The organism is Lacrimispora sp. BS-2, assembly GCF_040207125.1.
Taxonomy (GTDB): Bacteria; Bacillota; Clostridia; order Lachnospirales; family Lachnospiraceae; genus Lacrimispora.
Map to the genome: position 1 here is coordinate 1,060,685 of NZ_CP157940.1, position 18,467 is coordinate 1,079,151.

Genomic DNA, 18,467 nt, shown 5'->3' on the forward strand with positions numbered 1-18,467 from the left:
TTCCGTATAAAATACCATTTCATACGGCCTTTTTCCTATCAATTAAAGTGAGAACCCTTTGACAAAATCCTTTCATCAATACGGCGCACAACGCCATGGGTATAAGCTGTAAAATATTTTGACCAAAAACCATATGCAGCTGGATTGATGCTCTCAAAGTCTACGCCGAGGTGGGTGTAACCCTCTGCTTTCAAAGTTTTTATTACATAATTCAGAAGACTCTGATATACTCCTTTGCCTCGATGTTCCTCAAGACAGAAGGCACCGGTGATGTGGCGGTAATTTGGATTTTCAGTGATAAAGGTTTCACCAGATTCCGATATTTTTAAATAAGCGCATATTTTGCCTTGGTATTGAGAAACAAAACATCGTTCATGATCCCTTACACAGGTTTCACAAAATGTTTCACATGTTTCTTGTTTTCGGTTCATAAAAAAAGGGCTGTTATTATAATGTTTGTTTAACAATAAATCAAGTGAATATGCTAAGGAATACTCACTTGATGCAAGTTCTGAAAACTTATATTCTTCACAAGTCCTGCAATGAAATGGTTCCATAGGGCGGATTGAATCGATGCAGCGCAGGCCAAAGCCGTATTTGAAAAATTGCTGTTGGGCAATTTCGTCATGGGCATATAGGCAAATACCATGACTGACTGCACCTGCACCCACCCACTTGCGGGCAGCAGCCTGATACATGGCAGCATAAATATCTGCTCTGTTCTTAAGCGTTGCCGCATTGGCCCACATGGGAGAAAACACACCTCTCACGTCAGTAGATTGAAACGCATTGTCAAATGGCATAATGCTGCACAGAAATCCAACCATTTCACCATTTTCAAATGCTGCAACACCCAGACCGTTATCAGCAAAATGGGTCAAGTCAGGGAATGCATTGACATTTGGCAGAGCCGGTACCTGACAACGTTCTTCTTTGTAGCTGGCAAGTGCCAGGTCGTTTGCCTTGTTAATATGTTCCCTGGTAAAATCAACTACAATCATCTTTTCATTACTCCTCTTTTCGTTATGGGTAATGGACACTGGTATAAATTTATTTGGGCGCATCGGAAACCCGCTGCGGATGAATCATTTCCTCTTCAACCGGCACTCCCTGAATGGGAACCGGCACTTCCGGCTTCTCGGATACACTGTCATGAACCGGTTTGGCAAAAAGATTTCGTACTTTGATCCGGATAAAGGTTTTTGCCACTTTGATGGATATTGCAAAAATAATAAATGGAAGAATGATGGTTAAAAACAGCCTTACCTTAAAACGGAACTTTTTTTTCTTAAATTGTTTTATATGGAGCTGATATTGGTCATTTATTTTTGGAAACAATGTTTTCTTTGTCTGAATTTTATTCAAGATGAATCCCCCTTATGTTTCTGCTGGATGAAATATTAAGAGCCGCTCATCAGTGCCTTCATGGCAAATGCATAAATTTCCTGACTCCTTGACTTCCAGTGATCACACATGATTTCCGCCTGATCCTTGTCCGGTACAGACAGTTCTAAGTTTATCAGGCAGCTTTTTCCTTCCCGGACCTGGCAGTGGACAATGTAGTCATGGCTGGTGGACTTATAGAAATCAGCAGTTACGCCTACCTCATTGCGTAGCCGGAACTTGTTCTCCTTTAAATATTCATCCATATCATTGATGATTGCCGGTGAAATTTTGCTACCGAAAAAGGAAAGGGTTTCTTCCCCTTCCTTGGTAATTTCGTACCGGCTGCTGTTATGGTTAGTTTCCACATTAAGTAGTCTGGCCTCCAGCAGTTCATTCAATGCCTGATTGAGCGTAAAATATGTGGTATATTCGTGCTCCAGAAAAAAGTTTGACAGTTGTGCGCTTGTCAGGGGGAAATTAACCTGTTTAAGCATGTATAAAATCATAAGTTTGTACAGGGTCATAGGTTCTGACAGCATAGTTACCTCTTTCCTGCCCACGCTTTTTGGGCATAAAGGTATACCCGTAGGGTGTTACCTCTTTCCTGCCCACGCTTTCTGGGCATTAAGGTATCCCTGTAAGGGGATACCTCAAGTGATGCGCTTGCTGCGCCGTAAATTCAAGGATAGTGAAAGCAGTTTTTCACTGGATCCTCCATGTTTATTACTGCCGGATAAGGTTTTTGACTGCCTGGCTCACGACAGACGCAACACGGGGGTCAAAGGCTTCAGGCAGGATATTGTTTTCGTTCAGTTCTGAAGGCGGTACCAGGTCAGCAATGGCAGATGCGGCAGCAAGCTTCATTTCTTCCGTAATAGCGGCAGCCCTTCCTTCCAATGCACCTTTAAAGATGCCGGGGAACACAACCACATTATTGACCTGGTTTGGAAAATCCGATCTTCCGGTTCCAACCACTTTTGCCCCGGCAGATTTTGCAAGATCAGGCATGATCTCAGGAACCGGGTTTGCCATGGCAAACAGGATGGCATCAGAATTCATGGAAGCGACCATCTCCTTTGTAACGATTCCAGGGGCGGATACTCCTACGAAAATATCGCTGCCCTTCATGGCATCAGCCAAAGAACCACGTATTCCTTCCAGATTCGTCACATCCATCATCTTTTCCTGCATCCAGTTCAAGCCTTCCATGCCCTTTGCCAGGATTCCCACCCGGTCACACATGGTGACATGGGTAAAGCCATAGGTCAGAAGAAGCTTTGTAATGGCGATTCCGGCAGAGCCTGCACCGTTTACAACGACCCTGCATTCCTCTTTTACCTTTCCGGTCACCTTTAAGGCGTTTATAATGCCTGCAAGAACTACTATGGCTGTACCGTGCTGGTCGTCATGGAATACAGGGATATCAAGAAGCTCTTTCAGCCGTTCTTCGATTTCAAAACAACGGGGAGCGGAGATGTCCTCCAGATTGATCCCGCCGAAAGCAGGCGCAATATTTACCACGGTCTTTATGATCTCCTCAGTATCCTGGGTATCCAGACAGATCGGGATGGCATTGACTCCCCCGAACTCCTTAAACAGCACTGCTTTTCCTTCCATGACCGGCATGGCGGCCAGGGGACCGATGTTGCCAAGTCCAAGAACTGCGCTTCCGTCAGAAACAACAGCAATGGTGTTTGATTTGATGGTATACTTGTAGGCAGCCTCTGGATTTTCGGCAATAACCTTGCAGGGTTCCGCTACGCCTGGCGTGTAGGCAAGAGCCAGATCTTCCCTGCTTTTTACCTTTGCTTTGGAAGTTATTTCCAGTTTTCCCTTCCATTCTTCGTGCAGCGATAAAGCTTTTTCATTGTTTGTCATGATCGTTCATCCCTTTTTCACAGTTTTTATTTTATCATACCAATTTTAGGGTTTTAAATCAATAGAAAATATGTTAGAATACAACTTATCTGGACTTGCAGCGCAGGTGAAGATAAAATTGAATTCAAACAAGCTAATAAGATAAGGAAATTAAAGATACAGGTGGTACTATGAGAGAACGGATCAACAGGCTGGCAAAGGGCATCATTGATTCAGAGATTCCAAAGATTAAGGTTACGCCGTGGGAAATTGATGATGTGGTCCGTTCAGGCGGAGCCACCAGGCGGGAACTTGTCGTTACCAGTGAGAATAATTTACATATAAAAGGACTTGCATATTCCTCCAACTTCCGTGTCAGGCTCATAAGCGGAGCGTTTGGCGGAACATATAACCATCTGGTCTATGAGATAAACAGTAGTTACCTGGAAGATGGAGATGTGATTAAGGGCTCTTTTTATCTGGTTACCAATGGCGGCGAGAGAGAAGTCCCTTATTCTTTTTGCGTGGAACTAAGTACATCAGGGAAAGCGCTGAGTGATTTAAAGACAGCAGAAGATTTTGCAGATACTGCAAAAAAAGATATGGACACGGCTCTTCGTTTGTTTGAGTACCGGGATTTTGCCACGGCTCCCTTTATGCAGGACCTCCATGTAAGGGCGGTCTACGACGGATTAAAAGGAAGGCCTGACAGAAGAAAGGAACTGGAAGAGTTTCTGACCGCTTTAAAGGTAAAAAAGCCGGTCCAGCTATGGGCGGAAACCGGGGAGCGGAGATTTGGAGAACTGGAGGAAGTTGTAACAGACTGGGTGGTCATAAAGCGAAGCGGCTGGGGCTATGTGAACCTGGAAGTTACAACGGATTGTGATTTTATAGAGCTGCCAAAGAAAAACATCGGGGAACAGGATTTTGAAGGAGAGGAATGCAGGGCAGCCTTTCTGGTCCATCCCGAACGCATGCATCAGGGAGAGAATTCCGGAAGAATTCTCATAACCGGAATCGAAGAACGCTTTGTTATCCCTGTTATGGCGGTCAACAACCCTGGAGGAGGGGTATCCGCAGAAAATGCTTTTGCAAAAGAAGCTTTTAGCCGGTTTTTGCGGCTTCGCCTGGAAGAAGAATACGGGCAGAAGGACATAAATAGTTTATATGATGAGATGGGAAAGGCCCTTGATGAGGTAGAACTGATGAAGGGTGAAAGCAGTCTCCTTAAGCTGCTACGCACTGAGATATTCCTTGGCCAGGGAAATCCTTCCAAGGCGGCGCTGCTCCTTGACGAGTGCAGGGATGAAATCCTTAAGGAACGTCAGGAAAAAAGGGAGATTTACTGTTATTACCAGTACCTGCGTTTAAAGGTACAGCCGGATGAGTACCAGAAGGAATCCCTGATCCGCCTCATGAAAAAATATCTGGAAGAAGACAGACGGCTCTTCTGGCTTTTTTTGTTGCTTATAGAATTGGATGACAAGCTGTTTGAGAACCTGCCGGCCTTGCTGTCCATGATGAAAAAGCAGTTTCATATGGGCGTCAGAAGCCCGTTTTTCTATGTCTGGGGCTGCAGGGTGCTAAACCGTTCACCGGAGATCATAAGGGCCATAGGTCCTATGGAGCTTCAGATCCTTTCCCACTGCGCCGGAAAAGGGATTGTGGATCAAAAGCTGGCTGTGGCTATATCCAGGCTTACCCTGGCGGAAAAGCATTTTAACAGGCTTCAATACCGGATGCTGGTTAAGCTTTATGAGGAGCATCCCATAAAAGAGGTCCTTGAGGCGATCTGCGCCCTGCTGATCAAAGGGGAATGCCGCATGGCAGAGGCTTTTGCCTGGTACGAAAAAGGGGTAAAGGCCGGAATCAGCCTGACCCGTCTGTATGAATATTATTTGTATGCTCTGCCGGGAAATTACTGTTATCTTCTTCCAAAGGAAGTGCTCCTTTATTTTTCCTATGGAGGAAATGAGCTGGATCTTCACAGCAGAGCAGTCCTTTATAAGAATGTCCTGGTTTATTTAGAGCCGACCGACCCGCTGTATCAGGCCTATGAGCGGACCATCGAGAAGTTTGCTACGGAGCAGCTGTTTGAATCACGGATCGACAAGCAGCTGGCCGGGATTTATGAACGGATGATACTAAAGGATGTGATCGACCTTCCCATGGCAAAGGTGCTGCCCTCTATTCTCCGGTCCTACCGGGTGGAATGCAGCAATAAAAACATGAAGTATGTCATTGTCTGCTATGAGGAAATGACAGAGGAGGATGCATTCCTTCTTGATAATGGTGTTGCCTATGTGCCCTTGTTTTCGGAACACAGCATATTGCTTTTCCAGGATGCCTTTGGCAACCGGTATGCCACCATTCCCTATAAAAAGGAGCCGGTCATGGACCGTCCGGAACTGGAAGAACGCTGTTTTGAAGTGTATCCGGAGCATTCCATGCTCCGGCTTCGGGCATGTGAAAGGATTCTGGCTGACGGAGCTTCGGATTTGGAAGAAGTAAAGATCCTGGAAGGCACATTGGATGATAAGAAGCTGCGGCCTCTTTATCAGAAACTCCTTCTTTCCAAGGTCATTGAATTTTACAGCAGACAGGCTTCTGACGGCCAGGAGGGAGAGGAAGGAGCCGGGTATCTGCTTAAGCTGGATAAAAAAGTTCTTTCCAAAAAAGAGCGGATAAGCGTCTGCGATACGCTCATCCATAACAACCACATGGAAGAGGCCTTCTTAATGATCCGGGAATTCGGCAGCGAAGGAACCGGGACGGAGCGGCTTTACGAGCTGTGTACGAAAATGATACTTAAGAACCTCTTTGACGAGGATCCTTTGCTTTTACATCTGGCTTATGATGTTTTCAAAGAAGGAAAAAGTGACGGCGTGATCCTTGATTACTTATGCGAGCATTTTAACGGCTTAACGGAGCAGATGTATCAGGTGCTTATGAAGGGCGTTTCCGAGCATGTGGAAACATACGATCTGGAAGAACGCCTGACGGCTCAGATGATGTTTTCCGGATGCAGTTCAAAGCTTGACAAGGTATTCGGCCTTTACCGGAACCGCAAGGAAACCGGTGATATGATCGTAAAGGCTTATTTTACCATAAAATGTACAGAGTACTTTATGGAGGACAAGGAGCCGGAGGAAAAGGTTTTTGCATATCTAGAAGGAACGGTCAAGGCAGCTTCTGTAAAAGGCCGTCTCCCCACCATTTATTTGCTGGCCATAACAAAGTATTATTCTGAACTTCCTGCTCTTGATGAAGAGCAGCAGGAGCTGTGCCGGAATACGGTTTCCTTCCTTTTGGAAGAAGGTCTTGTGTTCCCGTATTTTAAAGCCCTGTCAAAATATGTTCCCATGCCGGAGGATATTATGGATAAAGCCATGGTCCAGTACTGTGGTGACCGGGATTCCAAGGTGGAGTTGCAGGTCAGAATTCTTCCTGATGAAGAGGAATTCCACAGTGAGGATATTCCCCGGATGTACCAGGGGATTTTCGTCAAGCAGAAGATATTGTTTGAAGGCGAGATCATGGAATATCAGGTGAGAGAGCTGATAGAAGAAGCATGGGTCTTAAAAAAGGAAGGCAGCGTCAGCTGCGATACAGGAGTCTCCCGGGAGGCTTTAGACAGCAGGTTTGCCTGCTTAAATGAAATGAGCCTGTCCTTAAGCTTAAAGGATGAAAACGGGCTCAAAAATCGGATGCAGGAGTATTTAAAGAAGAATGCTGCTGCGGAAGAATTATTTCCACTGATGTAAGATAAGGGGGCTGTCAATGGACGGACTGATAATAGGGCTTGACCTTTGCGATGCCTATACCCGCATATGCTGCCATGACAGGGAAAAATCATGGTGTTTTCCTACAGTGATCTGCAGGAAAAAGGATGAAGATGCCTGGTTTGTAGGAGAAGAGGCTTATGCCTATACTCTTGTAGGCGAGGGCATCATTGTAGACAAGCTGATAAAAATGGTTAGGAAAGAAGGAACCGCGACCCTGGGCGGAATCAAATATGAAGGTCTTGACCTTCTGAAAATGTTTTTAAAGAAAATATTAAAGCTTCCCATGGAAGAGTTTTTCTGCGATGAGGTGAAACAGCTGGTGATAACCTTGCAGAAGGTGGACGCAAAGCTGATGGATGCCCTTATGTATTGCGCGGATTACCTGGAGATTCCCAGGGAACGGGTGCACATCATAAGCCATACGGAAAGCTTTGTATACTATGTCCTCAGCCAGAAAAAAGAGGTTTGGAGCAATCAGGTAGGTGTATTTGACTTATCGGAAGACTCTTTTCACTATCATGAACTCAAGGTACAGAGAGGCCTTCGGAAGATGGTGGTGATTGCGGAGGATGAGGCTTTGGAGGAAAGCTTTAATCTGGATATTTTAGAAACGCCTTCCGGAGGAAAGCTGGCGGATAAGATCTTAAGCTCCTGCGTGGACAGGCTTCTCCAGAAGAAATTATTTTCATCTGTATTTCTGACGGGAAAGGGCTTTGAGCGCCACGACTGGGCGGGAGATTCCATGAAGATACTCTGTTCCCGGAGGAAGGTATATATGGAGCCGGAGCTGTTTGCCAGGGGCGCGGCTTTTAAGGGAATGGATTACCTTCAGGATAAGACCTCCTATCCCTTTACCTGCATCTGCGAGGGGCGGCTTCATTCCACCATTTCCATGAAGGTGCTTCATAAGGAACGGGAAACCCAGCTGGTTGTAGCTGCTGCTGGGGACAGCTGGTATGAAGCAAAGAGCAGCGTGGATTTAATTGTGGATCATCAGGATTACGTGGAATTCATGGTAACGCCCATGGACCCAAAGCAGAAACGGCTGGTAAAGATCCCGCTGGAAGGATTTCCGGACCGGAAGGACAAAAACCTGAGGATAGGGATCAGTTTTGGGTTTCTGGATGAAAAAACCATGGCAGTAGTACTAAAGGACAAGGGCTTTGGTGAAATATTTCCGGCCACGGATGCCGTCATAAGGCAAGAGGTTATGCTATGAGTCTGATTCTTTGCCGGCAGGAGCCGGTCAAACACCCCTTTTATTTTGAAGGCCTGGGAATCCGCCTGTTTTCCTCCCAGGAGCTTTGCTATGTGATTTATAATAATCCCCTTTTGGTCATGGATCAATTTGTGGATAATAGTCTGATTCAGTTTATCAGAGAGGATCTGGATATGGCTTTTCTGGCTGCCAAGCTGGAAAAATGGCAGGAAAGCGGAGAGGAACCGGATGAGCTTCTTGTCACGATCCTTCACGAATGTGATTACTATACTGCTTCTGAGGTCGGCCGGTTCCGGCAGAGTCTGACTGCATACCGCCGGATGCCTGCCCAGGAGTTTTTAAAGACAAAGGCGGATTACCTGTTCTCCAGAAAACAATATGGAAAGGCTATCGCAGAATACGGTCAGATCCTGGATCTTCCAAAAGGGAACCGGGGGGATGACGCCTTTCGGGCTAAAATCTATAATAATCTGGGAGCGGCCTATGCCAGGCTGTTTATGACTGATAAAGCCTGCCAGGCCTACCAAAAATCCTTTGATCTGGTGAAAAATGTTGAGATTTTAAAAAGAATATGCCATCTGGCCCAGTGGAATCCGGGCCTGATGTTAAATGAACGGTTTCAGGCTCTTATTACAGATGAAATGAGGCAGGAATGCGAAACAGAAAAGGAAAAGGCAGAAGCGCTGGCGGCTGAGGCAGACAGCTTAAAAGAGCTTGAGCAGCTGTTTCAAAAGGACCCGATCAAACGTTTACAGGGAGCCGGCGAGCTTATCCAGAGATGGAAACAGGAATACCGGAATATTATGTCTTGACAAATCTGTAAAAAGCCACTATCATTACATGGTATAAAGAAACACCCTGTATGCCAAAAAGCATGGGCAGGAATAAGGAAAAGGTAGAGAAGAAGAGGAGTACGCTTATAACCCTGAAAGAGAAAACCGTTCACCGGCTGAAAGACGGTTAAGGAAGTGTATGCGGAAGGTAGCTTCAGAACCGGAAGGCTGAAATTTAAAGTTCAGTAGGCTTTCACGCGTGGCTGCGTTACAGGCTATATGAGATATGGCAAAATCTGCCATATGAATAAAGGTGGTACCGCGTTGATTCGCCCTTTGCATCCTGGTGATGCAGAGGGCTTTTTGTATACCTGGAAGTTTCTTTGAAATGCCCTGATATACGAAGGCGTTCCATATGGATGCGCAACTCCGCCCATGGGTAAAATTTGAAACCCGGAACGCACGGTGGTGAGAAGGAAGGAGAACATGATGAAAGAATTAGAGAAGACCTATAATCCGGCAGGGATTGAAGGCAAGCTTTATGAGAAATGGCTGGATAAGAAGTATTTTCATGCAGAACCAAATAAGGATAAAAAGCCCTTTACCATTGTAATGCCGCCTCCCAATATTACGGGACAGCTTCATATGGGGCATGCCTTAGACAACACCATGCAGGATATTCTTATCCGCTATAAGAGGATGCAGGGTTACGAGGCCTTGTGGCAGCCGGGTACGGATCATGCGGCCATTGCGACAGAAGTCAAAGTTATTGAGAGCTTAAAGAAACAGGGAATTGACAAGGAGGACCTTGGCAGGGAAGGCTTTCTGGAGAAATGCTGGGACTGGAGAAAGGATTATGGCGGCCGGATCATCAACCAGCTTCATAAGATGGGATCCTCTGCTGACTGGGACAGAGAGCGTTTTACCATGGATGAAGGCTGTTCGGCAGCCGTACAGGAAGTTTTTATCAGGCTCTATGAAAAAGGTTATATTTATAAAGGCTCCCGTATTGTAAACTGGTGTCCGGTATGCCAGACTTCCATTTCTGATGCGGAAGTGGAGCATGAGGACCAGAACGGCTTCTTCTGGCACATCAATTATCCCATCGCAGGAGAAAAAAGCAGGTTTGTGGAGATTGCAACCACCAGGCCTGAAACCCTTCTTGGAGATACTGCTGTGGCAGTAAACCCGGAAGATGAGCGCTATCAGGACCTTGTCGGCAAGATGTTGGAGCTTCCCCTTACAGGACGGGAAATACCGGTGGTAGCAGATTCCTATGTAGATAAGGAATTTGGAACCGGCTGTGTGAAGATCACCCCGGCCCACGATCCCAATGACTTTGAGGTGGGAAAGAGACACAGCCTTCCTGAAATCAACGTCATGAATGACGATGCCACCATCAACCTTCCCGGCAGCAAATACCATGGCATGGAACGTTATGAAGCCAGAAAAGCTATTGTAAAGGACCTTGAGGAGCTGGGCCTTTTGGTAAAGGTGGCTCCCCATACCCATGCGGTAGGAACCCATGACCGCTGTAAGGCCACAGTAGAGCCTATGGTAAAGCAGCAGTGGTTTGTCAAGATGGAAGAGATGGCAAAGCCAGCAATTGAGGCGCTGAAAACGGGAGAACTGAAATTTGTTCCGGAAAGATTTGATAAGACCTACCTTCACTGGCTTGAAAATATCCGTGACTGGTGTATTTCCAGACAGCTTTGGTGGGGACACCGCATACCGGCCTATTATTGTGACCAGTGTGGGGAGATTATCGTGTCAAAAGAAGTTCCCACAGTATGTCCCAAATGCGGTGGAACCCATCTGATTCAGGATGAGGATACCCTTGACACCTGGTTTTCCTCTGCTCTCTGGCCTTTCTCCACCTTAGGCTGGCTGGAGGAAACAGAGGACTTAAAATACTTCTATCCAACCGATGTGCTGGTTACAGGCTATGACATTATTTTCTTCTGGGTAATCCGCATGGTATTTTCCGGTATCGAGCATACCGGAAAGCTTCCCTTCCACACGGTGCTGATGCATGGCCTGGTAAGGGATTCCGAAGGCCGTAAGATGAGTAAATCCTTAGGAAACGGAATCGATCCTCTGGAGGTCATCGAAAAGTACGGTGCCGATGCCCTGCGCATGACCCTGATCACCGGCAATGCCCCTGGTAATGACATGCGTTTCTACTGGGAGCGTGTGGAAGCCAGCAGAAATTTTGCCAATAAAGTATGGAATGCTTCCCGTTTCATTATGATGAATATAGAGAAAGCGCCGGAGGCAAAGGCAGAGCTTTCAGAACTTACTCTTGCGGATAAATGGATCTTGTCCAAGGTTAACTCTCTTGCAAAGGATGTAACTGAAAACCTGGATAAGTATGAACTGGGAATTGCACTTCAAAAGGTTTATGACTTTATCTGGGAGGAATTCTGCGACTGGTATATTGAGATGGTAAAGCCAAGGCTTTGGGACGATCAGGACAAGACAAAGGCAGCGGCCATCTGGACCCTTAAAACCGTGCTTATTAACTCCTTAAAGCTTCTTCATCCTTATATGCCGTTCCTCACCGAGGAAATCTTCTGCAACCTTCAGGATGAAGAAGAGTCCATTATGATTTCCAACTGGCCGGAGTACCGGAATGACTGGAACTTTGAAACTGAGGAGCATGCGGTGGAGACCATCAAGGAGGCTGTAAGAGGAATCCGGAACGTACGGACTTCCATGAACGTTCCGCCAAGCAGGAAAGCAAAGGTTTATGTTGTTTCTGAGAATCAGGAGATTCTTGATATCTTTGAACGCAGCAAGGTATTTTTTGCTACTCTGGGTTATGCCGGTGAAGTATATTTGCAGAAGGATAAGAATGGAATAGCAGAAGATGCAGTATCAGCGGTTATTCATCAGGCTGTCATCTACATGCCTTTTGCTGAACTGGTGGATATTGAAAAAGAAATAGAACGGTTAAAGAAGGAAGAAGAGCGCTTAAGCAAGGAGCTGGCCCGTGTTGAGGGTATGCTTAGCAACGAAAAGTTCGTAAGCAAGGCTCCGGCGGCCAAGATCGAAGAGGAAAAGGCAAAGCTTGAGAAATATGCTCAGATGATGGATCAGGTAAAGGAAAGGCTTTCCCAGCTCTCTTAAATCCCCATCATGAAAAATCGACAATCTTAAATAGAATGTGAAAAACAGTCGAACATGGCAGAATATGCTGTGTCCGGCTGTTTTTTGTTGCACAGCACAGGGAACGCCTCCTTTTCTATATTTGTCCATTTGTCAGGAAGAGAGGAGGAAGGGACAAAAGGGGAACATGCGGTCTGTAAGAATCTGTCGGCAAATGCCGTGTCAGGATGGAAAAAGGCGATAAAAAAATGGAATTATCCCCATGGTTTTGACAAATTCCGAATGGCTTACTGGCTATAATGTTCGTACAGGGCGGGAGGTGAAAGCGGCGACGGAAATAAACCTGTATATTGATGTGTTGTTCTTAACTAATTTTGCCATGGATTTTCTGGTATTATCCATTGTAAGACGGGGGATGAAGTATCGTCTCATATGGTGGAGAATGATTCTTGGGGCTATTTTAGGGGCAGCCTGGGCTGTGTTTGCTGCCGCCTTTCCATTTTTACCCCTGTGGCTTGAGATGGTAATTACCTATCTGTTGGTGAGTACCCTGATGGTAATGACGGCTTTCGACGTAAAAAGACCAAAGGAAATAGGGAAAGCAATAGGAGCACTTTATCTGGCTGCAGTTACAACGGCAGGCATTATGGATGCCCTATATCAACATACGAAGGCCGGCTATTATATAGAACAGATTCTTAGAGGAAATGGTCAGGAAGCCATGCCCTTTTACCGGTTGATTTTTTTAGGAGCGGGTACTTACTTTGGAATCCGCTGCCTTCTGCGACAGATTTCCGCCATGCTAAAGGGAAAGAACAATTTTTATGAAGTTACCATGCATTACAGAGGAAAGAAAAAGGTAGTAACGGCCCTGCTTGATACAGGAAACAGGCTGTATGAACCGGTAAGCCGCCGGGCCGTCCATGTTGTGACCTATGAGGCTGTCCGGGAGCTTTGCGAAAGCGTGTCGGAAGTCGTCTACATTCCCTATGGAAGTGTAGGGAAAAGTGACGGCGTGCTGCCCGGAATCTTTTTAGACGAGATGGAGGTACGTCAAGGGGATGAAGTAAAGGTGATTGAGAGGCCTTTGGTGGCCGTATGCAAAAAAGCATTATCCAGAAGTGGAGAATATCAGATGCTTTTGCATGAAGAGTGAGTGAATGATGTAAAGGAGAGAGTATCGCATGATTATAAAAGTATCCGTACCAAACCGTTTTCAATTTAAGGCAATTCCAACATTTAAAGCGTTGATGATGCCGTCACAGGGGGAGGTCCATTACATAGGAGGAGCAGACATCCTTCCTCCGCCCTTGGACAATGAAAAAGAGGCGCAGATTATTGCACTCCTTGGCAGTGATGAAGATCAGAGAGCAAAATCAGAATTGATTGAACATAATCTCCGTCTTGTAGTATACATAGCGAAGAAGTTTGATAACACCAGTGTTGGGGTGGAGGATTTAATTTCCATAGGTACCATCGGACTCATTAAGGCCATCAATACCTTTAATCCCAATAAAAACATCAAGCTGGCCACCTATGCTTCCCGCTGCATTGAAAATGAAATACTCATGTACCTGCGCCGGAACAACAAGACTAAGATGGAGGTTTCTATTGATGAGCCTTTAAACGTGGACTGGGATGGCAACGAACTCCTTTTATCAGATATTCTAGGAACAGAGGAAGATGTCATTTATAAGGATTTGGAAACCGAGGTGGAACGGAATCTGCTTAATACCGCTATCAGCCGTTTAAGCCCAAGGGAGAGAAAGATCGTGGAACTGCGGTTTGGATTAACGGATGAGGAAGGAGAGGAAATGACCCAGAAGGAAGTGGCGGATTTATTGGGCATTTCCCAGTCCTATATATCCAGGCTGGAAAAAAAGATTATGAAGAGGTTGAAAAAAGAAATTGTACGGTTTGAGTAATGTTTGTGGCTGAAAAAGGGAAGGCTCTGGAGAGTCTTTCCTTTTTTTGTAAAAAATGAAACTTTTTTGAGTTATAATACGTCTAATAGATAGAACCCCAGAGAGGAGGAAGAAATGAAACAAAAGATTGAAGAAGAAGCAGAACGGATCCTTCTTAAAAATTATGAATCCTATTACCGGCTTGCGTACAGTTATGTAAAAAATGAACAGGATGCGTTGGATATCGTTCAAGAAAGCGCATACCGGGTAATAAAGGAATGCAGGAAAATGAGAGAAGAAGTCTATCTCTCGACCTGGATCCACCGGATTGTCATTAATGCCTCCATTGACTTTTTAAGGAAACAGAAAAAGGAAAGCGTGAGCTTTGATGAGGTGGAGATTCCCCATGAAGACAGCTATAAGGAGGATGATCCCCTGGAGCTTTTAAGTTCCTTAGAGGAAAAGGACCGTACAATCGTGATTTTAAAATATATGGAGGAGTGGAAACTGGAAGAAATTGCTGAAATTCTGGAAATGAATGTGAGCACTGTCAAAGCAAGGCTTTACCGGGCCTTAAAGAAACTGAAGATTTTGCTGGAACCGGAGGTTACTTAGGATAGAAAGGAGCTGTTAATATGGAACACAGTGATAAGGAAGAACTGATAAGGATGAAAAACAGATACCATAATATTCCTGTGCCGGAGACTGCCCGTGCAGGTGTGGCGGCAGGAATTGAGAGAGCAAAAACAGAAAAGAGGAGAACACAGATGATGAAAATGACAAAAAGAACAGGAATAACAGCGGCAGCAGCAATGGCAGCAATTGTAATTATGGCAAATGCCAGTCCCGTTACCGCAAATGCAATGGAAGAAATCCCGGTTTTAGGTGCAATCGCAAAGGTTGTTACATTCCGTACCTTTGAGGATGCCAATAACAATTATGAGGCTAAAATAGATATTCCAAAGGTATCCATCAATGAAAAGGATAACTACAAAGTGAACCGTTCCATTGAAGATTATGCCAATCAGCTGATTGCAGAATATGAAAAACAGGTAGCAGAAGACCAGGCAGGCGACGGCCACTATTCCGTGACTTCCAGCTATGATGTTGTGACAGACAATGATCAGTACCTTTCCCTGAGGATCAATACAACGGTTGTCATGGCCAGCGGAGCGGAGTATGTAAAGATCTTTACCATTGATAAGGAAACCGGAAATGTGGTGTCTTTAAAGGATCTGATGAAAGATAAGGCCGACTACATTACTGCGATCAGTGATAACATCAAAAAACAGATGGAAGAACAGATGGCCGCGGATGACTCCAAGATATACTTCTATAATACGGGTGATGATTACGTGGATGAATTCAAGCAGATCACCGGGGATGAAAGCTATTACTTTAATGAGAATGGAGAAATCGTGATCGTATTTGACGAATATGCAGTAGCGCCGGGATACATGGGCGCAGTGGAGTTTACCATACCAAAAGCTGTAACCGGATTTTAAGCGGGAGTTTAACTTGCAGTACCAAACATTTTGACTTAAGTATAGGGATGCTGTACAATGACGCGAAATCTTTATGATTTCCTATCATTGAGCAGCATCCCCTTTGTCTGCCTGCTGCCGGAAGCTCCGGCATGAAGGCCGTCTCCCGCATAAGGATGGTTCCCGTCTTCCGCATTAAGTCTGATGAGCCGTGCAGACTACGGCGTATCGTTTTCCGATACGGCTGTTTCAAGAGTGTGCCACGGCATAGCCGCACATTTTACCCGTGCGGGCAGATTAGAAATACTTTTTAATGCGGCGGCTTCTTCAAGGGGCTCTAGGTCCTGGTCATTTGTTATTTTGCGCTGTATCATCGCGGTAAACAATTCCGCAAGACATTTTGCCTCGGAGAGAGACTTTCCTTTTATCAAGTCAATCATCATTGAGGTTGATGCCTGAGAAATCGCACAGCCTGTGCCGGTAAAGGAAGCGTCCGTGATCCGGCCGTGCTCGATCAGCAATTCGAGTTCTATTTCATCTCCGCAACTGGGATTTTTCCCTGCCAGACTAACGCTGGCCTGTTCCAGATGATGGCGGTTTCTAGTGGAAGTGCTGTGTTCGGTAATGATTTCTGTATAAATCTCATTTAGCTCCAAGTTTCAACACCTCCCTGACCTTGCATATGGATTCAATCAAAACGTCTATATCGTCTTTGGTATTGTAAAAACATAAGCTGGCCCGGCAAGCAGCGTTCACGCCCATATGCCGCATAAGCGGATGAGCGCAATGATGCCCTGAACGTATCGCCACGCCGTCTGCGCTTAAGATTGTAGAAACATCATGAGGATGTGCTCCGTCAATATTAAAGGAAATGACACCCGTGCGGTCATGGCCGTTTTCCTGACCGTAAATGGTAACATGCGGAACGGAATGAAGCCGTGCAAGTGCATACTCAGTCAGCTCATTTTCAACCCGCCCAATCTGCTCATAACCGATATTTTCCAGATAATCAATTGCTGCGTGCAGGCCGACCGCACCTTCCACATTTTGCGTGCCGCCTTCGAATTTAGCGGGGCCTTCCGTGTAAGTGGTGGTCTGTTCGCTCACATCGTCCACCATCCCGCCGCCCAACAGCAATGGGCGCATGTTGATCAAATGCTCTTTTTTCGCGTACAATACGCCAATGCCCATGGGAGCATACAGCTTATGGCCCGAAAATGCCAGAAAATCCACATCCAGTGCTTGCACGCCGACTGGCATATGGGGAATGCCCTGTGCCGCGTCCAGTACGACAACTGCGCCGGCCTCATGCGCCTTTTTGACGATTTCTACAATCGGATTAATGATCCCCAATACGTTGGAAACCTGCGCGACAGCAACGATCCTGGTCCGTGCGGTTATTTTTGCGGCAATTTCTTCCGTCGTCAGCTTCCCGTTTGCATCCGTGTAAAGATATTTAAGCTTAGCGCCTTTTGCTTTTGCCACGGTCTGCCACGGGATTAAATTGCTGTGATGTTCCGCAATGGAGATCAAAATTTCATCGCCTTCCTGGAGGTTATCCATGCCATAAGAACCCGCTATAAGATTGAGGGATTCGGTGGTTCCTTTCGTAAACACGATTTCCTCCGGACTTCCCGCACCTATAAAGCCTGCAACCTTTTCCCGCGCGGTTTCATAAGCTTCCGTTGCTTTCTCGCTTAAGGGATATGCCCCGCGGTGGGGGTTGGCGTTGTACTGTTCGTAATAGTTTCTCACGGCTTCAATCACCTGCGCAGGCTTTTGGGTGGTAGCCGCATTATCGAGATAAACCAATCTTTTTCCGTTTTCTGCGCTGTTTTTAAGCAGTGGAAAATCATCTGCGTAGTTAGTCCGCATCGCCCAGCACCTCCTGAATAAATGAGGAAATTTCTTCCTGAAGGCTGTCTGGCTCTATTTTTTCCAAAACAGAATTGAATGACGCCAGCGCAATCAGTTTCCGCGCCTCACTTTTTCTTACCCCGCGGCTCATTAAGTAAAAGAGCTTGTTTTCGTCGAGTTTTCCGGTGGTGGTGGCGTGCTGTCCTTCCACATCATCCTCGCCGCACAAGAGCAGCGGTGCGGAACGGTTGACCGCATCAGAGCCAAGCACCAGTACGCTTTCTTCTTCCCGTCCTTTTGCTCCTGCCGCGCCTGGAAGAAAATCAAGGGTACTTTTTGCCACTTTGCGCGCCTTGTCCAGCAGCACGCCCCGGACGTTTATATTACCCTGGGTGTTTTCCGCCTTGTATTCAATGCGGTAATTAAAATCAAGCTCCCTTTCCCGGTTGACAGCGTAAGCGCCGTCCAAATCAGCGGACGCGCCGTTTCCTGCAAGCTGTATGCTGCAGCTGGAAACGGATTTTTGTGATCCTGCTTCAATCAGGATCACATGTGCGGCTGCCCCTGTATCAACGTTTATCTCTGTCGCGTCAACACCTGTATGATTCTCAGCCAATCGTTGCGCTTTTACCAGTCTGATATTTGCGTCTGCTTTCGCATGAAGCTTTGTGTATCCACAATGGAAACAGTTTGCGTCCTCGTCCGATGCATACCGCAAAACCACTGTTGCGCTGCTTCCGGCTTCCGCGCTGATGAACAGCTGATCCGACAGCAGAGCGCTGCCCGCGCCTAGATGAAAGTCCAGCACAACCGGCTCTTTTGCTGTAAACCCTGCCGGGATCGTAATATGCAGGCGGTAATTGCAAAGCGCCGCCGCGTATTCCCGGATATCCCGAAGGATGACGGGAGAAGTTTCCGTTACCTCCAATGCGGGTTCAAGGCTGAACTGAATCCCTGAATATTCCTTTTGCAGTGGATTCCCGCCATATGCGGGCATTCCGTCAAGATCTATCGTTACGGCTGTATCGTTTATTTTAAGCATGCTCCATGTTGGAAGCTGCAGCCTGTTAAGCTTTTCTAGGGTAGTATTCATG

15 protein-coding genes and 1 other annotated feature are annotated in these 18,467 nt (G+C 46.2%); of the genes, 8 read left to right on the top strand and 7 right to left on the bottom strand.

The window, feature by feature from the left end; genetic code table 11:
- Positions 1-38: 38 nt before the first annotated feature.
- The 4 genes from ABFV83_RS05025 to ABFV83_RS05040 form a co-directional block, all read right to left on the bottom strand.
- Positions 39-1,001, bottom strand: a complete 963-nt coding sequence (locus ABFV83_RS05025) for a GNAT family N-acetyltransferase (RefSeq protein ID WP_349947843.1) — start codon at positions 999-1,001, stop codon at positions 39-41.
- Positions 1,002-1,050: 49 nt separating this feature from the next.
- Positions 1,051-1,365: a hypothetical protein gene (locus tag ABFV83_RS05030; protein WP_349947844.1), complete on the bottom strand. Its 315-nt coding sequence runs from the start codon at positions 1,363-1,365 to the stop codon at positions 1,051-1,053.
- A 35-nt stretch (positions 1,366-1,400) separates the two neighbouring features.
- Complete coding sequence (locus ABFV83_RS05035) at positions 1,401-1,925, bottom strand: DUF4364 family protein (RefSeq protein WP_349947845.1); 525 nt, start codon at positions 1,923-1,925, stop codon at positions 1,401-1,403.
- A 184-nt stretch (positions 1,926-2,109) separates the two neighbouring features.
- Positions 2,110-3,264 carry an NADP-dependent malic enzyme gene (locus ABFV83_RS05040; RefSeq protein ID WP_349947846.1) on the bottom strand — a complete coding sequence of 385 codons (1,155 nt, stop codon included), beginning with the start codon at positions 3,262-3,264 and terminating at the stop codon, positions 2,110-2,112.
- 170 nt (positions 3,265-3,434) lie between these two features.
- On the opposite strand from ABFV83_RS05040, the gene ABFV83_RS05045 reads away from it, so the two are divergent.
- From ABFV83_RS05045 to ABFV83_RS05080, 8 genes are all read left to right on the top strand, one after another.
- Positions 3,435-7,007: a DUF5717 family protein gene (locus ABFV83_RS05045; RefSeq protein WP_349947847.1), complete on the top strand. Its 3,573-nt coding sequence runs from the start codon at positions 3,435-3,437 to the stop codon at positions 7,005-7,007.
- 16 nt (positions 7,008-7,023) lie between these two features.
- Positions 7,024-8,247: a DUF5716 family protein gene (locus tag ABFV83_RS05050; protein WP_349947848.1), complete on the top strand. Its 1,224-nt coding sequence runs from the start codon at positions 7,024-7,026 to the stop codon at positions 8,245-8,247.
- A complete protein-coding gene (locus tag ABFV83_RS05055; RefSeq protein ID WP_349947849.1) occupies positions 8,244-9,059 on the top strand; it encodes a hypothetical protein in 816 nt (271 codons plus the stop codon). Before ABFV83_RS05050 ends, ABFV83_RS05055 begins: the two co-directional genes overlap by 4 nt.
- A 77-nt stretch (positions 9,060-9,136) precedes the next feature.
- Positions 9,137-9,360 (top strand) — a binding site (T-box leader).
- A gap of 149 nt (positions 9,361-9,509) precedes the next feature.
- Positions 9,510-12,149: a valine--tRNA ligase gene (locus ABFV83_RS05060; RefSeq protein WP_349948865.1), complete on the top strand. Its 2,640-nt coding sequence runs from the start codon at positions 9,510-9,512 to the stop codon at positions 12,147-12,149.
- A 241-nt stretch (positions 12,150-12,390) separates the two neighbouring features.
- Entirely contained in the window at positions 12,391-13,284 is an 894-nt protein-coding gene (locus ABFV83_RS05065; protein WP_349947850.1) for a sigma-E processing peptidase SpoIIGA, read from the top strand.
- Between the two features lie 28 nt (positions 13,285-13,312).
- Positions 13,313-14,053, top strand: a complete 741-nt coding sequence (gene sigE, locus ABFV83_RS05070) for an RNA polymerase sporulation sigma factor SigE (RefSeq protein WP_349947851.1) — start codon at positions 13,313-13,315, stop codon at positions 14,051-14,053.
- Positions 14,054-14,167: 114 nt separating this feature from the next.
- Complete coding sequence (locus ABFV83_RS05075; RefSeq protein ID WP_349947852.1) at positions 14,168-14,647, top strand: sigma-70 family RNA polymerase sigma factor; 480 nt, start codon at positions 14,168-14,170, stop codon at positions 14,645-14,647.
- 20 nt (positions 14,648-14,667) lie between these two features.
- Positions 14,668-15,537: a DUF3298 domain-containing protein gene (locus ABFV83_RS05080; RefSeq protein WP_349947853.1), complete on the top strand. Its 870-nt coding sequence runs from the start codon at positions 14,668-14,670 to the stop codon at positions 15,535-15,537.
- 197 nt (positions 15,538-15,734) lie between these two features.
- Here the strand turns inward: ABFV83_RS05080 and sufU are convergent, their stop codons facing one another.
- Genes sufU through sufD form a run of 3 tightly spaced genes read right to left on the bottom strand, consistent with a single transcriptional unit; the run spans position 15,735 to position 18,466 of the window.
- Entirely contained in the window at positions 15,735-16,172 is a 438-nt protein-coding gene (gene sufU, locus ABFV83_RS05085) for a Fe-S cluster assembly sulfur transfer protein SufU (protein ID WP_349947854.1), read from the bottom strand.
- On the bottom strand, positions 16,159-17,391 hold the full coding sequence (locus tag ABFV83_RS05090; protein WP_349947855.1) for a cysteine desulfurase: 1,233 nt from the start codon (positions 17,389-17,391) through the stop codon (positions 16,159-16,161). Before ABFV83_RS05090 ends, sufU begins: the two co-directional genes overlap by 14 nt.
- Positions 17,381-18,466, bottom strand: coding sequence for a Fe-S cluster assembly protein SufD (gene sufD / locus ABFV83_RS05095; RefSeq protein ID WP_349947856.1), 1,086 nt, complete (start codon positions 18,464-18,466; stop codon positions 17,381-17,383). The genes ABFV83_RS05090 and sufD overlap by 11 nt, the downstream gene beginning before the upstream one ends.
- Position 18,467: the final 1 nt, after the last annotated feature.

Excerpts from the sequence above, each read along its gene's own strand:
- ABFV83_RS05050 (WP_349947848.1), top strand. The coding sequence starts at position 7,024 with ATGGACGGACTGATAATAGGGCTTGACCTTTGCGATGCCTATACCCGC.
- sigE (WP_349947851.1), top strand. The coding sequence starts at position 13,313 with ATGATTATAAAAGTATCCGTACCAAACCGTTTTCAATTTAAGGCAATT.
- ABFV83_RS05080 (WP_349947853.1), top strand. The coding sequence starts at position 14,668 with ATGGAACACAGTGATAAGGAAGAACTGATAAGGATGAAAAACAGATAC.
- sufD (WP_349947856.1), bottom strand. The coding sequence starts at position 18,466 with ATGAATACTACCCTAGAAAAGCTTAACAGGCTGCAGCTTCCAACATGG.
- ABFV83_RS05075 (WP_349947852.1), top strand. The coding sequence starts at position 14,168 with ATGAAACAAAAGATTGAAGAAGAAGCAGAACGGATCCTTCTTAAAAAT.
- ABFV83_RS05060 (WP_349948865.1), top strand. The coding sequence starts at position 9,510 with ATGAAAGAATTAGAGAAGACCTATAATCCGGCAGGGATTGAAGGCAAG.
- ABFV83_RS05090 (WP_349947855.1), bottom strand. The coding sequence starts at position 17,391 with ATGCGGACTAACTACGCAGATGATTTTCCACTGCTTAAAAACAGCGCA.
- ABFV83_RS05025 (WP_349947843.1), bottom strand. The coding sequence starts at position 1,001 with ATGATTGTAGTTGATTTTACCAGGGAACATATTAACAAGGCAAACGAC.
- ABFV83_RS05040 (WP_349947846.1), bottom strand. The coding sequence starts at position 3,264 with ATGACAAACAATGAAAAAGCTTTATCGCTGCACGAAGAATGGAAGGGA.
- ABFV83_RS05065 (WP_349947850.1), top strand. The coding sequence starts at position 12,391 with ATGGTTTTGACAAATTCCGAATGGCTTACTGGCTATAATGTTCGTACA.
- ABFV83_RS05035 (WP_349947845.1), bottom strand. The coding sequence starts at position 1,925 with ATGCTGTCAGAACCTATGACCCTGTACAAACTTATGATTTTATACATG.
- ABFV83_RS05055 (WP_349947849.1), top strand. The coding sequence starts at position 8,244 with ATGAGTCTGATTCTTTGCCGGCAGGAGCCGGTCAAACACCCCTTTTAT.
- ABFV83_RS05045 (WP_349947847.1), top strand. The coding sequence starts at position 3,435 with ATGAGAGAACGGATCAACAGGCTGGCAAAGGGCATCATTGATTCAGAG.